General features: G+C 62.1%; 14 protein-coding genes. 3 read left to right on the top strand and 11 right to left on the bottom strand.

What is annotated here, in order from left to right; all coding sequences use genetic code 11:
• Positions 1–7: 7 nt before the first annotated feature.
• The 8 genes from mnhG to mobH all read right to left on the bottom strand — a co-directional run bounded on the left by mnhG (position 8) and on the right by mobH (position 8,555).
• On the bottom strand, positions 8–1,219 hold the full coding sequence (gene mnhG / locus MID00_RS13540; RefSeq protein WP_071534944.1) for a monovalent cation/H(+) antiporter subunit G: 1,212 nt from the start codon (positions 1,217–1,219) through the stop codon (positions 8–10).
• Positions 1,216–1,509, bottom strand: coding sequence for a monovalent cation/H+ antiporter complex subunit F (locus MID00_RS13535; protein ID WP_052151338.1), 294 nt, complete (start codon positions 1,507–1,509; stop codon positions 1,216–1,218). Before MID00_RS13535 ends, mnhG begins: the two co-directional genes overlap by 4 nt.
• Positions 1,506–1,847, bottom strand: a complete 342-nt coding sequence (locus MID00_RS13530) for a Na+/H+ antiporter subunit E (RefSeq protein ID WP_033948110.1) — start codon at positions 1,845–1,847, stop codon at positions 1,506–1,508. The genes MID00_RS13535 and MID00_RS13530 overlap by 4 nt, the downstream gene beginning before the upstream one ends.
• Positions 1,844–3,361 carry a proton-conducting transporter membrane subunit gene (locus tag MID00_RS13525; RefSeq protein ID WP_033948109.1) on the bottom strand — a complete coding sequence of 506 codons (1,518 nt, stop codon included), beginning with the start codon at positions 3,359–3,361 and terminating at the stop codon, positions 1,844–1,846. Before MID00_RS13525 ends, MID00_RS13530 begins: the two co-directional genes overlap by 4 nt.
• Entirely contained in the window at positions 3,358–3,738 is a 381-nt protein-coding gene (locus tag MID00_RS13520) for an NADH-quinone oxidoreductase subunit K (protein WP_033948108.1), read from the bottom strand. The genes MID00_RS13525 and MID00_RS13520 overlap by 4 nt, the downstream gene beginning before the upstream one ends.
• Positions 3,735–4,139 (bottom strand): MnhB domain-containing protein, encoded by a 405-nt coding sequence (locus MID00_RS13515; RefSeq protein ID WP_033948106.1) that lies wholly within the window; start codon positions 4,137–4,139, stop codon positions 3,735–3,737. Before MID00_RS13515 ends, MID00_RS13520 begins: the two co-directional genes overlap by 4 nt.
• Positions 4,140–4,142: 3 nt before the next feature.
• On the bottom strand, positions 4,143–6,452 hold the full coding sequence (gene mbhE, locus MID00_RS13510) for a hydrogen gas-evolving membrane-bound hydrogenase subunit E (RefSeq protein WP_200964917.1): 2,310 nt from the start codon (positions 6,450–6,452) through the stop codon (positions 4,143–4,145).
• A 240-nt stretch (positions 6,453–6,692) separates the two neighbouring features.
• Positions 6,693–8,555: a MobH family relaxase gene (mobH, locus tag MID00_RS13505; protein ID WP_033948100.1), complete on the bottom strand. Its 1,863-nt coding sequence runs from the start codon at positions 8,553–8,555 to the stop codon at positions 6,693–6,695.
• A 315-nt stretch (positions 8,556–8,870) separates the two neighbouring features.
• Here mobH and MID00_RS13500 point away from each other — a divergent pair, with 315 nt between their 5' ends.
• The 3 genes from MID00_RS13500 (at position 8,871) to MID00_RS13490 (ending at position 10,592) form a co-directional block, all read left to right on the top strand.
• Entirely contained in the window at positions 8,871–9,497 is a 627-nt protein-coding gene (locus tag MID00_RS13500) for an integrase (protein WP_010894225.1), read from the top strand.
• A gap of 12 nt (positions 9,498–9,509) precedes the next feature.
• A complete protein-coding gene (locus MID00_RS13495; RefSeq protein ID WP_033948096.1) occupies positions 9,510–10,142 on the top strand; it encodes an RES family NAD+ phosphorylase in 633 nt (210 codons plus the stop codon).
• An 84-nt stretch (positions 10,143–10,226) separates the two neighbouring features.
• On the top strand, positions 10,227–10,592 hold the full coding sequence (locus tag MID00_RS13490) for a DUF3742 family protein (RefSeq protein ID WP_033948094.1): 366 nt from the start codon (positions 10,227–10,229) through the stop codon (positions 10,590–10,592).
• Positions 10,593–10,603: 11 nt separating this feature from the next.
• Here the strand turns inward: MID00_RS13490 and MID00_RS13485 are convergent, their stop codons facing one another.
• Genes MID00_RS13485 through MID00_RS13475 form a run of 3 tightly spaced genes read right to left on the bottom strand, consistent with a single transcriptional unit; the run spans position 10,604 to position 13,905 of the window.
• Positions 10,604–12,124 carry a conjugal transfer protein TraG N-terminal domain-containing protein gene (locus tag MID00_RS13485; protein ID WP_033948093.1) on the bottom strand — a complete coding sequence of 507 codons (1,521 nt, stop codon included), beginning with the start codon at positions 12,122–12,124 and terminating at the stop codon, positions 10,604–10,606.
• A 15-nt stretch (positions 12,125–12,139) separates the two neighbouring features.
• Positions 12,140–12,511: a hypothetical protein gene (locus tag MID00_RS13480; protein WP_033948091.1), complete on the bottom strand. Its 372-nt coding sequence runs from the start codon at positions 12,509–12,511 to the stop codon at positions 12,140–12,142.
• On the bottom strand, positions 12,508–13,905 hold the full coding sequence (locus MID00_RS13475; RefSeq protein ID WP_033948089.1) for an integrating conjugative element protein: 1,398 nt from the start codon (positions 13,903–13,905) through the stop codon (positions 12,508–12,510). The genes MID00_RS13480 and MID00_RS13475 overlap by 4 nt, the downstream gene beginning before the upstream one ends.
• Positions 13,906–13,910 lie beyond the last annotated feature (5 nt).

Below are 13,910 nucleotides of genomic sequence, written 5' to 3'. Positions count from 1 at the left end.
AAGTCCCTCAACTTTGTACCCTACTGGATCTCGCCCTGTGCGGGATTACCAATACTTCCCCTGTCCATGTTTCAGCAATAAACCTCCGCCATGAGTGCCCATGTTCCTGGTATAGGCGCGGTGGCAAGGAAGACGTAATGACTGCATCGCAGTCAGAGAGCGTGTCAGGCACAAGCGCGACGCCATCCCTTTGGTGTTCGACCACTTCCAACGGAGTATGGAGGCCAGCGGCCGCTAGCGCTTTCTTGATGCTGGCTGTGCGGCCAACGTCTGATCGGACAACGATCATGACTTGGGGCGCATTCCAGAGGCGGGCTTTCAACGTCCAGATTAGGCCCTCTACGATGCTATTGGTTCCGTCGTCCACCACCACCACTTGTGCTGCTGTGGCTGGGGTCGTTTTATCGCCTGTAAACAGAACCGGACCTGCATGAAAGTGTGCCAAGCGCAGTACATCGGCGGGGGGCGTACCGCTCTCGGCTGGATGCAGGTCAGTGCCATGCAAGCACCAGCCCGAGGGGGGCAGGATTAGTAGACTGCCGGCATTCCGTCCATCTGGAATCAACGCTTCTGCGTCCCCCTCGGTATAAAACAGGGACAACTTGGGCGTGTTGTGGACAAAGAGCGGTTTCACCGTCGTAACGGCGTCGGCCAGCCGTGCCTTGATTGACTCCCGTGCCTTATCGGCCAGAACGGAACTCTGGACCAAGTTGGTGTCAATGATTGCTCTCGCTTCCACGACTACATCGTTGGCGATGGCGATGTCTCGCGCACGGCGGGCGATACGCTCCTCGTTGGGAGCAATGATGGCGAACCGAACGTCCGTCAAAGGTGGTATGACGGTGTACGACGGTATGGAGCCTGGGTCTGGTGAATCGGCTTGGCGAGCCAACACCCCCATCAGGGCATCCCTCTCCTCGATTCCAATCAGCTCCGCGCCGCTGACATACGCGGCACGGCCAAGCAAGTGGCCGGATACCGGCGCGGTGAGGAACAAAAAGAGGATTGCGAGCAGACCGATTATTTGACCCTCGGTACTGTCGATGAGCAGCACCGCGCCAGCAAGCACCAGGCCAGCACCGATCGTGCCTGCCTTGGTGGCCGCGTGCATTCGCTGGAGCGGGTCTTTGAATCGCAACAGCCCGAGCGCGGCGGCAAACAGAAAGATCACGCCGAGGACTTTCAGCGTAATCGAAAGGATGGACAAACCCATGCTCATGGCTGCGGGCCTCCTTTGCGCTCAAGAAAAGCCGCCAGTGCGCAGGTTCCAATGAAGCCGAACAACGCGAGGCCGAAGGCGACGTCGAGGAATTCGCGCCGCCCGGTAACCACGCAAGTCAAGGCTCCCATGGCCACGGCGATTCCGGTCAGCATGTCCAGCGCAACGAAGCGATCGGCATACCCTGGACCGCTTAGTAGTCGAACGATGGTCATGGTCAGCGGGACCGCCAGGAAGATCAGCAAGCCAATGGCGAAACCATTGGTAAGCGAGTGAATTTGGTCGATCATCCCTCGATCTCCTTCAAGTAGCGCTCAAATGTCTCCTTGATTTCGGCGACTACCTGGTCGGCTGCCGGCGCATCAAGACAATGGACGTAGAGCGTCGAACGATCCTGGCTGACATGCAGCGCGTTGGTGCCTGGTGTCAGCGAGACCAGATTGGCAAGGGTTGTTATGGCGAGGTCGGTTCGCAGTGAGATCGGCACAGCGATGATTGCCGGCGACACCTGTGGATTCCGAGCGAACGCAGTGCGTGCTACCGTCACGGACGACTTCACCAACTCCTTGAAGTAGATTGCCGTCAGCACGACAAACGCCCAAAGCCTCCTAGGAAATGATGTGCTCACGGTGCATCTCCTGGCGTTGCAGTGTCCTCAAACACTGCTCCTACATAGGCTTGAGGGTTCAACAGCGCATCACCGGCTGCATTGGCATACAAGACGAACGCTTCGGGTTGCAGTCCGATCCAGAGCGTAAGCAAGCCCAGCATTGCGATTGGCGCCAACATGACGGCAGGAACCGATCGCGGATTGGTCCGCTGCAACGGCGGTGACTTCCAAAAAGCCTCAATCCAAATTTTGCTCATCGAAAAGACAGTGAGCAGCCCGACAAACAGGCCGACAGCCGCCAGCCAATTGCTCTGCGCCTGGAACGAGGCGTCGATCACCATGTACTTCGCCCAAAAGCCCGATAGCGGTGGAATGCCAGCGAGAGATAGGGCTGGGATGGCAAACAGGCAGGCCAGCAGCGGATGGCTGCTCATCAGTCCGCCAGCCTTTCGCAGGTCATAGGTGCCCGTGGCCCGATAGATCGCGCCAGCGATGAGGAAGAGATTCGCCTTCACGATGATGTGATGGATGATGTAGAAGATCGCTCCGGCCAGCGCCAACGGTGTCGCTAGCGCCAACCCCAGCAGCATGTAGCCGATCTGGCTAATGATGTGAAAGGACAGGATGCGCCGGATGTCCCACTGGACCGCAGCGCCGAACACGCCGAACAGCATCGTTCCCGCGGCCATTACGGCAACTACCTCACGCAGGCCGGCACCGCTCTCGAACAACAGGGTGAAAACCCGGAAGCAGGCATAAACGCCAACCTTGGTGAGTAGTCCGGCAAAGATCGCTGCCACGGTGATCGAGGCCGTGTGATAAGACGCGGGCAACCAGAAGAACAATGGAAAGTAGCCGGCCTTGATGCCGAAGCCGACCAGGAACAGAACGGCAGCCAGAGACAAGGCGACGCTCTCCTGCGCGTCAGGCAACACACGCGCCAAGTCGGCCAAGTTGAGCGTGCCACTGACCCCGTAGACGATGGCGATGGCCAATAAGAGCAGCAAGGTGCTGAACAGGTTGAGGACGGCATATTTCAGCGTGCCGTCGAGTTGTGCCCGCGTGCGGTTGATTACCAGCAATCCCATGGCGGTGATCAGCATGATCTCGAACCAGACATAGAGATTGAAGATGTCGCCGGTCAGGAAAGCACCATTGACTGCGGCGAGCATGCCGTGCAGCAGCGGGTAGAAGCCGGCATGTTCCTGGCGGCGGCGAATATCACCGAGTCCAAAAATGCCAACGGCCAGCGCCAGTATTCCAGTGATGGCAACCATTGCGGCGCCAAGCCGGTCTGCAACGAAGCTGATACCGAACGGTGCAGACCAGCCGCCAAAGGTCACGCTCAGCACATCGCCGTCCATGACTTCGACCAGCAGGCCGAGGGATGCCACCGCCATGAGGACGAGTGCGGCCATGCTGACCCAGCGCTGCATCCTTGGCTGTGTCCACAGGGTCGCGCAGAGTGCGGATGCCAACAGCGGCACCGTGACTGGCCACAACAGAACCTGGCTCGTGATCAACGCCATCATCGGCCCGCCTCCTGGTCCTTGGGCGAGCCGAGCTTCTCGGCGTAGTCCAATTCGCGGCTGTCAAGCGTTCCGGTCGAGCGGAATGTCTGCAGCGCCAGCGCGGCGACGAAAGCCACGAGCGAGAAGCCGATCACGATGGCAGTCAGCACTAAGGCTTGAGGAAGAGGATTGGCGGCACCAGCTTCGAGTGCGGTTTCCCCAGCGCGCATCACTGGCGGTGGATTTGGTCCGATGCGCCCGGCGAGGAAGAGTGTGAGATTGACGCATGCCGATAGCAGCATGACCCCCAGGACGATGCGCAGGATATGCCGCGACAACAGCAGGTACAGGGCGCAGCCCATGATGGCGGCGATACCCGCCGCATATATCAGGTTCATGGTGCGTCCTCATACAAACGAAAGATCAAAGCCAGCATTCCTCCTAGCACGACAAAATAAACACCTAGATCGAAGACCATCGTTGTACCGAGCTTGAAGCTGCCCAACAGCAACCACTGATGCTCCAGAAAATTCCCCGTGATCAACAGCCCTGGCAGTCCACCCAGGATGCCGAGCAGGATGCCCAGCCCGATGACCGTGATGGGATGCAGGGGCAACAGTGCGCGTGCCCTCGGAACGCCATCGGCCAGGGCCACTACGCCGATCGCCATGGCCGCGACCAGGCCGCCGACAAAGCCACCACCTGGTTGGTTGTGGCCCCGCAGGAGAATCAGGATCGAGGCCACCAGCATCAGCCAGAAGAACACCCGGGCCATGGTGGAAAAGATGATGGACGGCATGGCTCAGGCTCCTTTTGCTGGGGCGCGACGTCGCAACAGCACCCATACGGCCAGAGTGGCAAACCCAACCACCGCGATCTCGCCGAGCGTGTCCAGTGCCCGGTAATCCACGATGACGACGTTGACCACGTTCTGGCCAAAGGCTTCTAAGTAACTGCTCGCCGCGTAGAAATCGGAAAGTCGGTTGTCAAAGGGGTCTGCCACCATGCTGGCCAAGCCGAAGAAGACCAGCACGGCGAACGCCATTGAGACGGCTGCATCCACCGATCTCTCACGCCTTGCTCGGGTTGATGGCGCCGCTGTCGGCAAGCGAACGAGCACGGCCATCAGGACGACGAGCACCAGCGTTTCCACGGCGAACTGTGTCAAAGCCAAGTCCGGCGCACCATTGAGTAGGAATATCAGGGCTGACGCATAGCCGAAAACACCAACACCGATCAGGCCGGCAACCAGCGATTTCGTGCCTACGGCCACGACAGCCCCTGCGAAGCCGAGCGCGAGCAGAATCGTAGGGAATATCTGCACGGAACCACCAGACCAAGCCAGCGCCAGATCACCAGTACGCCCCACCGTATAGCTGGCCAGCAGCACGAGGCTCAGGCAGACGATGAGCGTGTAGCGGCGTTGATCGCCGCTCTGCAACCAGGCCGTAGAACCCCGAGCAAGGCCCAGCAGCGCGCCAACGCAACGGTGATAGGTACGGTCGGCGTTGACGCAACGCACTAGGTGTGAGCGATTGATGACGGCATGAAACGAATCCCACTTCCAAGCCATCAGGATTCCGAGAGTTACCACCATGAGGCTGAGAGCGAGCATGGGGGTCACGCCATGCCACAACGAGAAGAAAACGGTGATAGGTGCGCCTTGCAGTGCAGTTGCAGCAGGGACGATGAGTGCTTGCGCCATCATGTCCGGGGCCACACCAAACAGGACGCCCAACAGGCTCAATGTCAGGGGGCCGACCAGCAGGCCCGGGGTTTCGCCATGGTGTACTCGGTGGATCTTTCCCTTGCCATTAAAGAAGGGGCGTAACGACACCACTGCGGCCACGGCGACCATGACGCCATTGACTGCGACGGCAATAATCACAGGCAGCACATTCCAAGAGCTTTCGAGTTGAGCCTCGAATAGGTATTCCTTGGCGATAAAGCCTATGAACGGTGGCAAGCCGGCCATGGACAGGCTGGCCAGTATGGCTGCGGCAGCCGTCAGCGGCAGAAAACGGGCGAGCCCACCGAGCTTGCGCAGCTCGTGGATGTGGGTGGCGTGGATGGCAGTTCCGGCGCAGAAGAACAGCGCTGCTTTGTATAGCGCGTGGCTGAGGATAAAGCCACAGACCGCAACATTCGCGATGGGGCCATCCAGGCCAATCAACATGACCAGAATGCCGAGTGAAGCGACGGTGGACTGCGCCAATACTGCCTTGTAGCTGGTTGCACGGATGGCGTTTAGGGCCGCGATCATCATCGTCGCCATGCCAAAAGCCACTAGCGTTATGCCGAATGCAGGTACATCTGCAAAGACACCATCGAACCGTGCGAGCAGATAGATGCCCAGCTTCACCATCGTGGCTGAGTGCAGATAAGCCGACGCAGGGGTCGGTGCAGCCATCGCTTGTGGGAGCCAGAAGTGAAACGGGAACTGTGCGGATTTGGTAAAGGCTCCCAGCAGAATCAAGACGATGATCGCAACAAGATGCGGACTCTCTTTCAGTTCGTGGGCACGAGCAGTGATTTCGGTCAGGGAGAATGTGCCGAGCTGCATTCCGATCAACAAGATGCCGCCGAACAATGCCAGCCCGCCGCCTGCGGTAATCAGCAGCGACTGCAATGCTGCCCGGCGGGCTTCGACCCTGGCAGCCTCGAAGCCGATCAGCAGGAACGAGGTCAGACTGGTCGCCTCCCAGAAGACGAACATGGCGATGAGGTTGTCCGACAGCACCGTACCGAGCATGGCGGTCATGAAGACCAAGATCAGGCAGACGAAGCGGGCTCGCTGCCCAGGTGCGGCGTCTGAGAAATAGGCTGCCGTGTAAATCGTCACCAACGTGCCAATGCCGGTAATCAACAACGCGAACATCAGCGAGAAACCATCCAGCACAAACTGCAGTTCTACGCCCAAGGATGGCACCCAGCCCAATGTGTCGGTAATTCGTTGTCCGGCGGCGACAGCGCCAAGGTGGACGACGAACGCAGCAAATAATGCCGCTGGAACAGCCGCGCAAAAATAGCGCCCGCCCCCCCGTAGTCGAGCCAGTGCATAGCCGACGAACGTGCCGAAAATCGAAAAAAGCAAGATGCCTGAAAGGCTCAAAACAGACCCCTCCTTAGAGTATCGAGGATAACAGCAAGCAAAACTCATGCCAAGAATAAATTATATATAATTCAATGGCTTGTAGCCATTTTACCGTGTCGGGATGTTCATTTGCCTGAACATCGCGGCGCGGGATGTTCAGATTATTGAACGTGATGGTTCATGGAGTTTTCTAACGCTTTTTGAGGGCGTATCACGGCATAGCCTATGCCGAATTCACGATTTATCTGGAAAGCCTAATTAATTGGCTTTAAAAATCGACAGATAAGGATTATTTGGGTGCGCCTCACCAAATACCTGTCGTGCATCTTGCAGCAAATATCCGTGTAGCCGGCGAGATTTTCTAGGCCCCGTTACTTCGCAGGTCCAGATGTTCAGGCCATTGGGTTGCTTGCGATGCAGTTGCAGTCGCTCGAAGCGCTTCTGCACCCATTGCCAATCAGACTGGTTCTCCTGCTTGGCCAGCAGGCCTACCTGCGGATGCTCTTGGGCATACCGCTGGAATACGCCAGGGCTGACCAAGTAGGCGGTATCGCTCACGGTATGCACGAGCGCCTTCGCGTCGTTGATGATGAGCCGTCGCGAAGCAATGCCCTGTTGCAGCCATGCCATGAAGTGCTCGCCGGACGGCTGTGCGGTCGAGAGCGTAGGCTGTGGCACAGGTGACGAAGGCAGAGCCGCAGCCAAGGTTGGTGCGGGTGCTTCGGGATGCGTGGCAGGCACCTCGCCCGAGGCGACTTCTGCATCCTGCGTGGTGGCCTCCGAATCGTTCATTCCCACCATCGCCAGCATGTCCTCCATGACATCGGGCATGGCTCGGGCAGCGGGCGGGTAAACCGTGGCAGCGGCGTTGCCGGCGTCTTTCCCAGGAGCGGGCGGCTGCTCTTCGGCGGTTGGCATTGCCGCGATCGCCGGCCTTGGCACCGCAGCATCGGCATCTTTGTCGGCCGGTGTCGTGTCGATCCTCACCGTCCCAGCGAACGGCGCCGGCCGCTCGCCAGGCTCCCAAATCAGCGCAGGTGCCAGCCGCAACAGGGTGAACGAGTGGGACCAGCCGGTCGAACTGGTCACGGTCGCGCGCCAGATCGCCTTGCCATCGGACGTCGGCTGCAACATGCCGTGGTCCTGGAGCACGTTGAACACCGCGGTGTTGTTCGCAGGGATGCCATCGACGCCCTGAGACAGCAGGTGCGCGCGCAGCTTGTCCGAAACGGTCTTGCTCACCAGCCACAGCGCGTCCTCGGTGAGCCAGCCATCGGAGGCTTGAGGCTGGTTCAGTTTCAGCTCTTCCTTGAGCAGGTAGCGCAGCCCGTTGACCAGCTTGCGTTGGAGCGAGTGCTTGGGCGCGGCCATGGCGCGCGCGGGATCGCCGCCCAGCTCCTGGGCGACGGAGGCGCGGTCAGCCTGCACGACGAGTTCGCCCAGCACCCCGGCGTGCTCGTACTGCCCGGCCAGGACGTAGAGCAGCGGCGCCCACAGGGACGGATAACCGCTGAGCCAGTCCAGCAGATCGCGATCGAGCAGTTGCCGGTAGAGCAAACCTGTCGCGGCGCTGTGTAGCCGGTACTCGCGGTCGGGGTTGTAGCGGAAGCGGTACGGCTGACGCAGCGGGCCGTGCCACGGGTGCCAGATGCTGCCGTCGGCCAGCTCGACGTGCAGATCAACGGCTACCTTGCCGATGTCATGGAGCAACGCGGCATAGGCGACGGCCGCAGTCCAGGCTTCGGCCTGCGCGGCCTGGTCTTCGGGGCTGGCGCCTATGGGCAGCAGATGGGACTGCCGCAGCTTCAGGCTGTAGGCGACGATTTCCAGGCCATGGTCGAGCATGCCGCCAGGGTATGCGTGGTGGTGCGCTTCGGAGGCCGGGAAAGCCTGGACCAGCTCGGCGTAGCGCTCCAGTGGCGCGCGATACAGGGTGGCGAACTGCTGGCGCGAAAGCGACGTGCGCTGCCAGATGTGCTCCATCAGCTTCTGCCGGCGCGGGGTTGCCAGCAACGATGCAGCCAACTCCGGCCGGATCAACCCTTTCGGGAGGTCGGTGGCGGGTGGTGATGGCGGCGCGGCAGCGGCCGGGGACCGTTTTCGCTGGAACAAGGAGAGCATGTCGGTGTCCTGATGGCGGGCCGGGCGGGAGACCTTTTTGCCTTTTCAAGGTAGGGCCTTTCCCCTTGCACCCCATTCCCTTGCCGTTTCGACCCTTTGGCCTTTAACCGTTTCGGTATAGCGGGGCCTGGGCTGCGGCTCCAGCGTCAATGTGGAACCCGCACGAATGGATTGGACGGCGACCTGGCGCTGGCCCCGGCCTATGCTGCCGGGACGCTACACCGCCAGGTAGGCTCCCACTTGGGCGACTAAGTTGACAAAAGCGACAAAGGAGACTAGAGTGAATCCTGTCTCAAACCTACCTGGGAGCTGACCATGCCCACTGCGATCGAATTCATTGCCGACCGGCTGCCGCGCGTCACGGTGGAGGATGTGCGACGCTTCGCCGATACCGTCGAAATCCGGGATGCCCCGGCTTTCGCGGCCGAGTTGCAGGCGTTCATCCACGAGCGCGTCGAGGCGGTGACGCTGCCTGCCAACCTGGAAGGTGAAACGGTGGTGCAGGCCTTGCAGCGCAAGGCGGCCGCGTTGCGCTCCGACACGCGCTGGGCTCCGAATGAAACCGATGTCCAGCGAGGCCGCGCCGTACTGCTGGAAGCCTTCAATCAGCCGGACAACCTGCCGCCTGCCGAGTTCGCCAAGCTGGCGGACAAGTCGCGCCAGCAAATCTACAAGGACATCCTCGCCCGTCGGCTGCTGGCGCTGAACGTGGGGCCGCGCGGCCAGAAGCTGCCCGACTGGCAGCTCGACCCGGTGAAGCAGCAGTTGACCCAAACCGTACTCCAGGAGGTCGAGGGCATCGACCACTGGACGATCTACCGCGCGCTGTCGGAACCGCTCGAAGGCTTGGGTGGTCGCTCGCCGGTGGATGCGGTGACGCATGGCACGATCGATGACGTGGCCGAGGCCGTGTTCAACGTACTGGGCGTCCAGGTGCATTGAAACGAGACCGCCATGAGCCACGCGCTGCCTGCGTTCCTGATCGATGCCGGTGAACTGCTCCAGCATGTGAGCCGCGTCGTCTATTGGGGCAGCCCGCTGTACTATGGCCGCAACAGCACGAATCGCTACGATGACCCGGCGGGGATCTACGGCGTGCTCTACCTGGGGCGCGACTTGCCCACGGCGCTGATGGAGTCGGTGTTTCACAAGCACCAGTGGCTTGAAGACACGCAGCGCTCGATCGCGCTGAAAGAAGTCCAAGCCCGGATGGTGCGCGCAGTAGGCGTGATGGACGACGTGCTTCTGGCCGATCTCACGGCGCCGGGCGTCATGGCGGGCTACTTCGGCCTGAACCTGGAGCAGTTGGCCAGCCGCGACTACACGCACACGCAGCGGGTGTCCGCCCAGGTGCATGCGATGCTCGGAGATGACGGCCAGGCGCTGTTCGACGGGGTGCTCTATCCGTCGCGCAACAACTATCCCGCCAAGAGCATCGCCCTGTTCGAGCGTGCGGGAGCGAAGGTTGGCGTCATCGAGGACATCGACCTGGTGGACCATGTGGACTGGCCGCGTTTCGTTGCTACCTACCGCATCGGCGTTGAACCCGACCCCGGCCCGGTGGGGCCGGATGACGAAGCGTCCTGAAGCAGCAAGAAAACACATTGAAGCCGCAAACCGAATGAAGTGGAGCAAACTGGAATAGGCATTCCTCAACAGCAGGAGACGACCATGAACACGACGACCCGCACCAGCACCGCAGAACGCCTCGGCCGCGCCTTTGGCCGCGGATGGCGTGCCTATGCGCGCGGCGAACGGCGGGCGTCGAACTGGTTGGTGTCCAAGGGCATGCCGCGAGCTGGCGCTACCGCGCTCGTGTGGGTAGCCAAGCTGGCTGTACTGGGGGTGCTGCTCAACGTTGCGTTTTGGTTCGCACTCGTGCTGCTGGGCGTTGCGGCGGCGGGATGGGCTGCTGCTGCCAATACTTCGGATGAGGACGAGTGGCCTTTCACCGACCTCACCGAGCTGCGCAAGACGCCGGGCTACGATCCCAACCTGTACAACGACACGTCGCACGAGTTGTACACCGACGACTGACCGGCCTCGCGCTATTTCAGCTTTCCTCCGGTGAGCGCCCCGGCACCCTTGCCGCCAGCTTGGCCGGCGCTCTTGCTGCCATCGGAAAGCCCCTGGATGACGTGCCCGGCCCGAATCCCAACCCAAGTAAGGCTCGCCAGCCAGAATCCCGGCAGAACCAGGAACATCGTGCCCATGACGAACATCAGGAGCATGTCGCCGAAGGCGTTGTTCAACCCTACCAGCGGGTCAAAGTTGGTGTGCGGCCGGTTCCAGCCAAAGCCCCAGCCATAAAGCGCGTCCAGAATCGTTGAATCGATCCAGCGTGCGAGCTGGAACCAGAAGTCCGTGAAGAACAGCGCGAACTGCACGACGCTGACAGTGACGACCGTCTTCAGGTCGTAGGTGCCCACAACCAGCACGAGCGGGATGCAGATGACCAGCGCCATCTTCAGTAAGGCGAGGATCATGGGCAGGGATTGGCGCACGACATCCATGGCAGGAAACGCGGCAATCGCGCCCACTGCCATCCCGACGTCGCCCGTGGCGCGCGTCACGATGTTCGGCAGGGTCTTGTCGATCTGGCCGCCGTAGTCCGTATAGACGCTGCCCTGGTTCAGTTTCTGCTGCCGCGGTGACGCGATGGTGCGGATCACCGAATCGTCCACCTCGGCCCGGCTCAGGAACCCGGCCCAGCCCGCCAGGCGATTCAGCAGGCTCGGGTCCACCTGACCCAGCAGGCGCGCCCGCAGGCCGTTGCTGCCGTCCGACCACCACTGCCTGCAGGTCGGGTAGCCGCCACCATTGGCAACCTGCGCGAGGCCAGCATCGCGGGTGTCGTCGTAGGGCCAGGCCTCGCGCGCCGTGCTGGAGCGGTAGCTGTCGTAGTAGCCACCCGTGTCCGTGAAAAAGCGCGAACCGATCCAGGTCACGTCGTGCATCTGCTGCTCATCGAGATCCGGGCGTTGCATGAACAGTTTGGCCCGCGCAGGCCCATAGCAATCCCGCGAGAAGTCCGCGACCTCCTGAGCCAGTACCGGGTCGTCAATGCGCGTCGCATCGATCTCCATCCTCATCTGCCGCAGGTCCGTACCGCACGGGATCGCCGCTACCGAGGCGCTCGTGACGGCGCGCGAGAGCGCGTGCATGAAGGCCCACCAGACCGGCACCTTCGCCGACTGATTGTTGATGGTGCTGAAAGACTGCGACCAGCCGGTTTCCGTGGGCTGCGGCACGCTGACTTGGCATTGTGCCGAGCGCGAGCTGTCGTACTGGATGGTGCTGAGGTCCACGTCGATGAACGGAATGCCCGCGAACATCACCACGACGATCGCGACGAACACCCGGTTCTCGATACGGGCGGCACTCAGGACGCCTTTGTTGCCCTCGTCAGCGCCTTCCGCACGGGCCTTCAGCCACTCCTGCACGACGATGGCGACGAAAGGCAGCGCGAACACCCCGCTGGACACCAGCACGGCCCAGATGCCGTTGTTGACGATCCAGGACACGAGGGTGAGGTAGTACTCCAGATAGTCGGTCGTGAAGAGCGTCATGGCCCCGATCTCCCCTCAAGCGGCCTGCATCAACAGGCTGGCTTCCAGCGCGACGATGGCGACGACGCCGGCGACCTCGGTGCGGATCAGCCGGCGCCGCGCCGGCCCATCCGTCCCGCTTTGGTCTTCGCGGGCCAGCACCCGGCGGCGCATCCAGAACCATCCATAGGCCGTTGCCGCGTACACGCACAGCCGCCAGATGAAGAAATACCCGGCGGAGGCCGCCAGCCACCGTTCCCAGCCTGCAACGCTGCCGACCAGGTAGATGCCCGCGACGTTCGCCCCCACGGCGGCGGCAATGATCAGCACCAGCCACAGCAGCGTCTTCGCCGCGCGCCGGCTGAACAACCAGCGCAGCGGCCGCCAAGCCATGCGCGCCGGGCTCATGGCCGACTCCCCGGATTGCCCTTCTGGAGCTGGTCGAGACGGTCCGGCACAGGATCGCCCTCGTAGATGCCGCGCGAGCCGGCCGCGCGCGTGCCGTGGCGCTGGATGATCGCCATGGGCGAGTTGTTCGCCAGCTCGCGCCGCAGCTCCAGTTCGGTCTTGAGGTTGCGAATCTCGCGGTCGAGCGTGTCGCTCTCGTGGTTCACCGCCTCCACGGCAAGTTCGTTCGCCGCGACGTTGGGCTCCTTCTTGCCCGTGAGCAGCGTGCGCTGCAGCAGCAGCGCTTTCTCCAGCACGGATGCCAGCGCGACCTCGGACGCCAGGCGCTGTGACAGCAGGTGCTGGTCGGGCTCGTCGCGCAGCGCCTCGATCACGCCGCGCGTGATCGGCAGCGACGCGCTGCCAGCTTCGCGCAGGTTCTCTGGCGTCGTGTTCTTGGCCTTGGTCACCAGGTCCTGGAGCGCCTGCAGCTTCGCGTCGTACTCTTCCTGGATCAACGGCGTGAGCCCGACGCCGGGCGTCGTCTCGGTCTTTGTGCAGGCATCGCACGTGCGGTGCTCCTTCTCGCCGAGCACGCGCGTAGCCCACTCGACGGCCGCCTGCGGCGAGGTCCAGGTCTGGCACGAGAGGCTGGCACAACTGGCCGGGGCGATCGAAGACGTGTCAGTCACGCCGCGGCCGTTGACCAGGTTGTAGCCGGCGCGGGTCACGTCGCCGACGATCTTGATCGCGGACTGGCCGGAGCCGCCCGCATTGCTGCCTCCGACCCAGGGCACGCCGTCGTTGCCGCGTCGCGTCTCGGCCTGCTCGATGGCCGAGACTGCATCCGTGCTCGACACGGCATCGCGCAGCGCCAGCCCTTCGGCCATCTGGCTCCAGCCGAGCTGGCCGCCCGCCGTTTCGGCCATCTTCTCGGCCATGGCACGACACGTCAGTTTGGAACGGTCGAAATCGAGTCGCGCCTGCAGCACGCCATTGGTCAACAGGTTGTACAGGCCGGGATCGGCCCGCTGGATGATCAGCGCCGGCAGCGAGGCGACGGCACTGGTGGCGCTCTGGATCACCGACGACATGATCTGCTGGAAGCCGTTGGTGATGCCGTTGAGTTGATTCCTCAAGGTGGTCTGGATGCTCATGTCACCGCAGATCAAGTTGCTGTTCCAGCCCACGCCGACGCCGAGGGAGCGCATGCCGGCCGCACGTCCCATCGACACGGCGTTGCCGCCGCCGATCGAGTACATGACGTCATCGCCGATGACGCTGCCGCTGGTCTGGTAGCCCAGTTGACCCCAGGCCACGCCGCTGCCCAGCGCGAGCGCGCCGGCCAGCGCCAGGACGATCTCCGTGCGGCGTGCCCGGCGGGAGAACGGATTGAATGCAGGACGGAACTTCATGGCAC

This window comes from Alcaligenes sp. NLF5-7 (genome assembly GCF_024266725.1).
GTDB classification, from domain to species: Bacteria; Pseudomonadota; Gammaproteobacteria; order Burkholderiales; family Burkholderiaceae_B; genus Alcaligenes; species Alcaligenes phenolicus.
This window is presented reverse-complemented; position numbering and strand designations above follow the sequence as displayed.

Excerpts from the sequence above, each read along its gene's own strand:
- MID00_RS13535 (WP_052151338.1), bottom strand. The coding sequence starts at position 1,509 with ATGATCGACCAAATTCACTCGCTTACCAATGGTTTCGCCATTGGCTTG.
- mnhG (WP_071534944.1), bottom strand. The coding sequence starts at position 1,219 with ATGAGCATGGGTTTGTCCATCCTTTCGATTACGCTGAAAGTCCTCGGC.
- MID00_RS13490 (WP_033948094.1), top strand. The coding sequence starts at position 10,227 with ATGAACACGACGACCCGCACCAGCACCGCAGAACGCCTCGGCCGCGCC.
- MID00_RS13500 (WP_010894225.1), top strand. The coding sequence starts at position 8,871 with ATGCCCACTGCGATCGAATTCATTGCCGACCGGCTGCCGCGCGTCACG.
- MID00_RS13480 (WP_033948091.1), bottom strand. The coding sequence starts at position 12,511 with ATGAGCCCGGCGCGCATGGCTTGGCGGCCGCTGCGCTGGTTGTTCAGC.
- MID00_RS13475 (WP_033948089.1), bottom strand. The coding sequence starts at position 13,905 with ATGAAGTTCCGTCCTGCATTCAATCCGTTCTCCCGCCGGGCACGCCGC.
- MID00_RS13525 (WP_033948109.1), bottom strand. The coding sequence starts at position 3,361 with ATGATGGCGTTGATCACGAGCCAGGTTCTGTTGTGGCCAGTCACGGTG.
- MID00_RS13495 (WP_033948096.1), top strand. The coding sequence starts at position 9,510 with ATGAGCCACGCGCTGCCTGCGTTCCTGATCGATGCCGGTGAACTGCTC.
- MID00_RS13520 (WP_033948108.1), bottom strand. The coding sequence starts at position 3,738 with ATGAACCTGATATATGCGGCGGGTATCGCCGCCATCATGGGCTGCGCC.
- mobH (WP_033948100.1), bottom strand. The coding sequence starts at position 8,555 with ATGCTCTCCTTGTTCCAGCGAAAACGGTCCCCGGCCGCTGCCGCGCCG.
- MID00_RS13515 (WP_033948106.1), bottom strand. The coding sequence starts at position 4,139 with ATGCCGTCCATCATCTTTTCCACCATGGCCCGGGTGTTCTTCTGGCTG.
- MID00_RS13485 (WP_033948093.1), bottom strand. The coding sequence starts at position 12,124 with ATGACGCTCTTCACGACCGACTATCTGGAGTACTACCTCACCCTCGTG.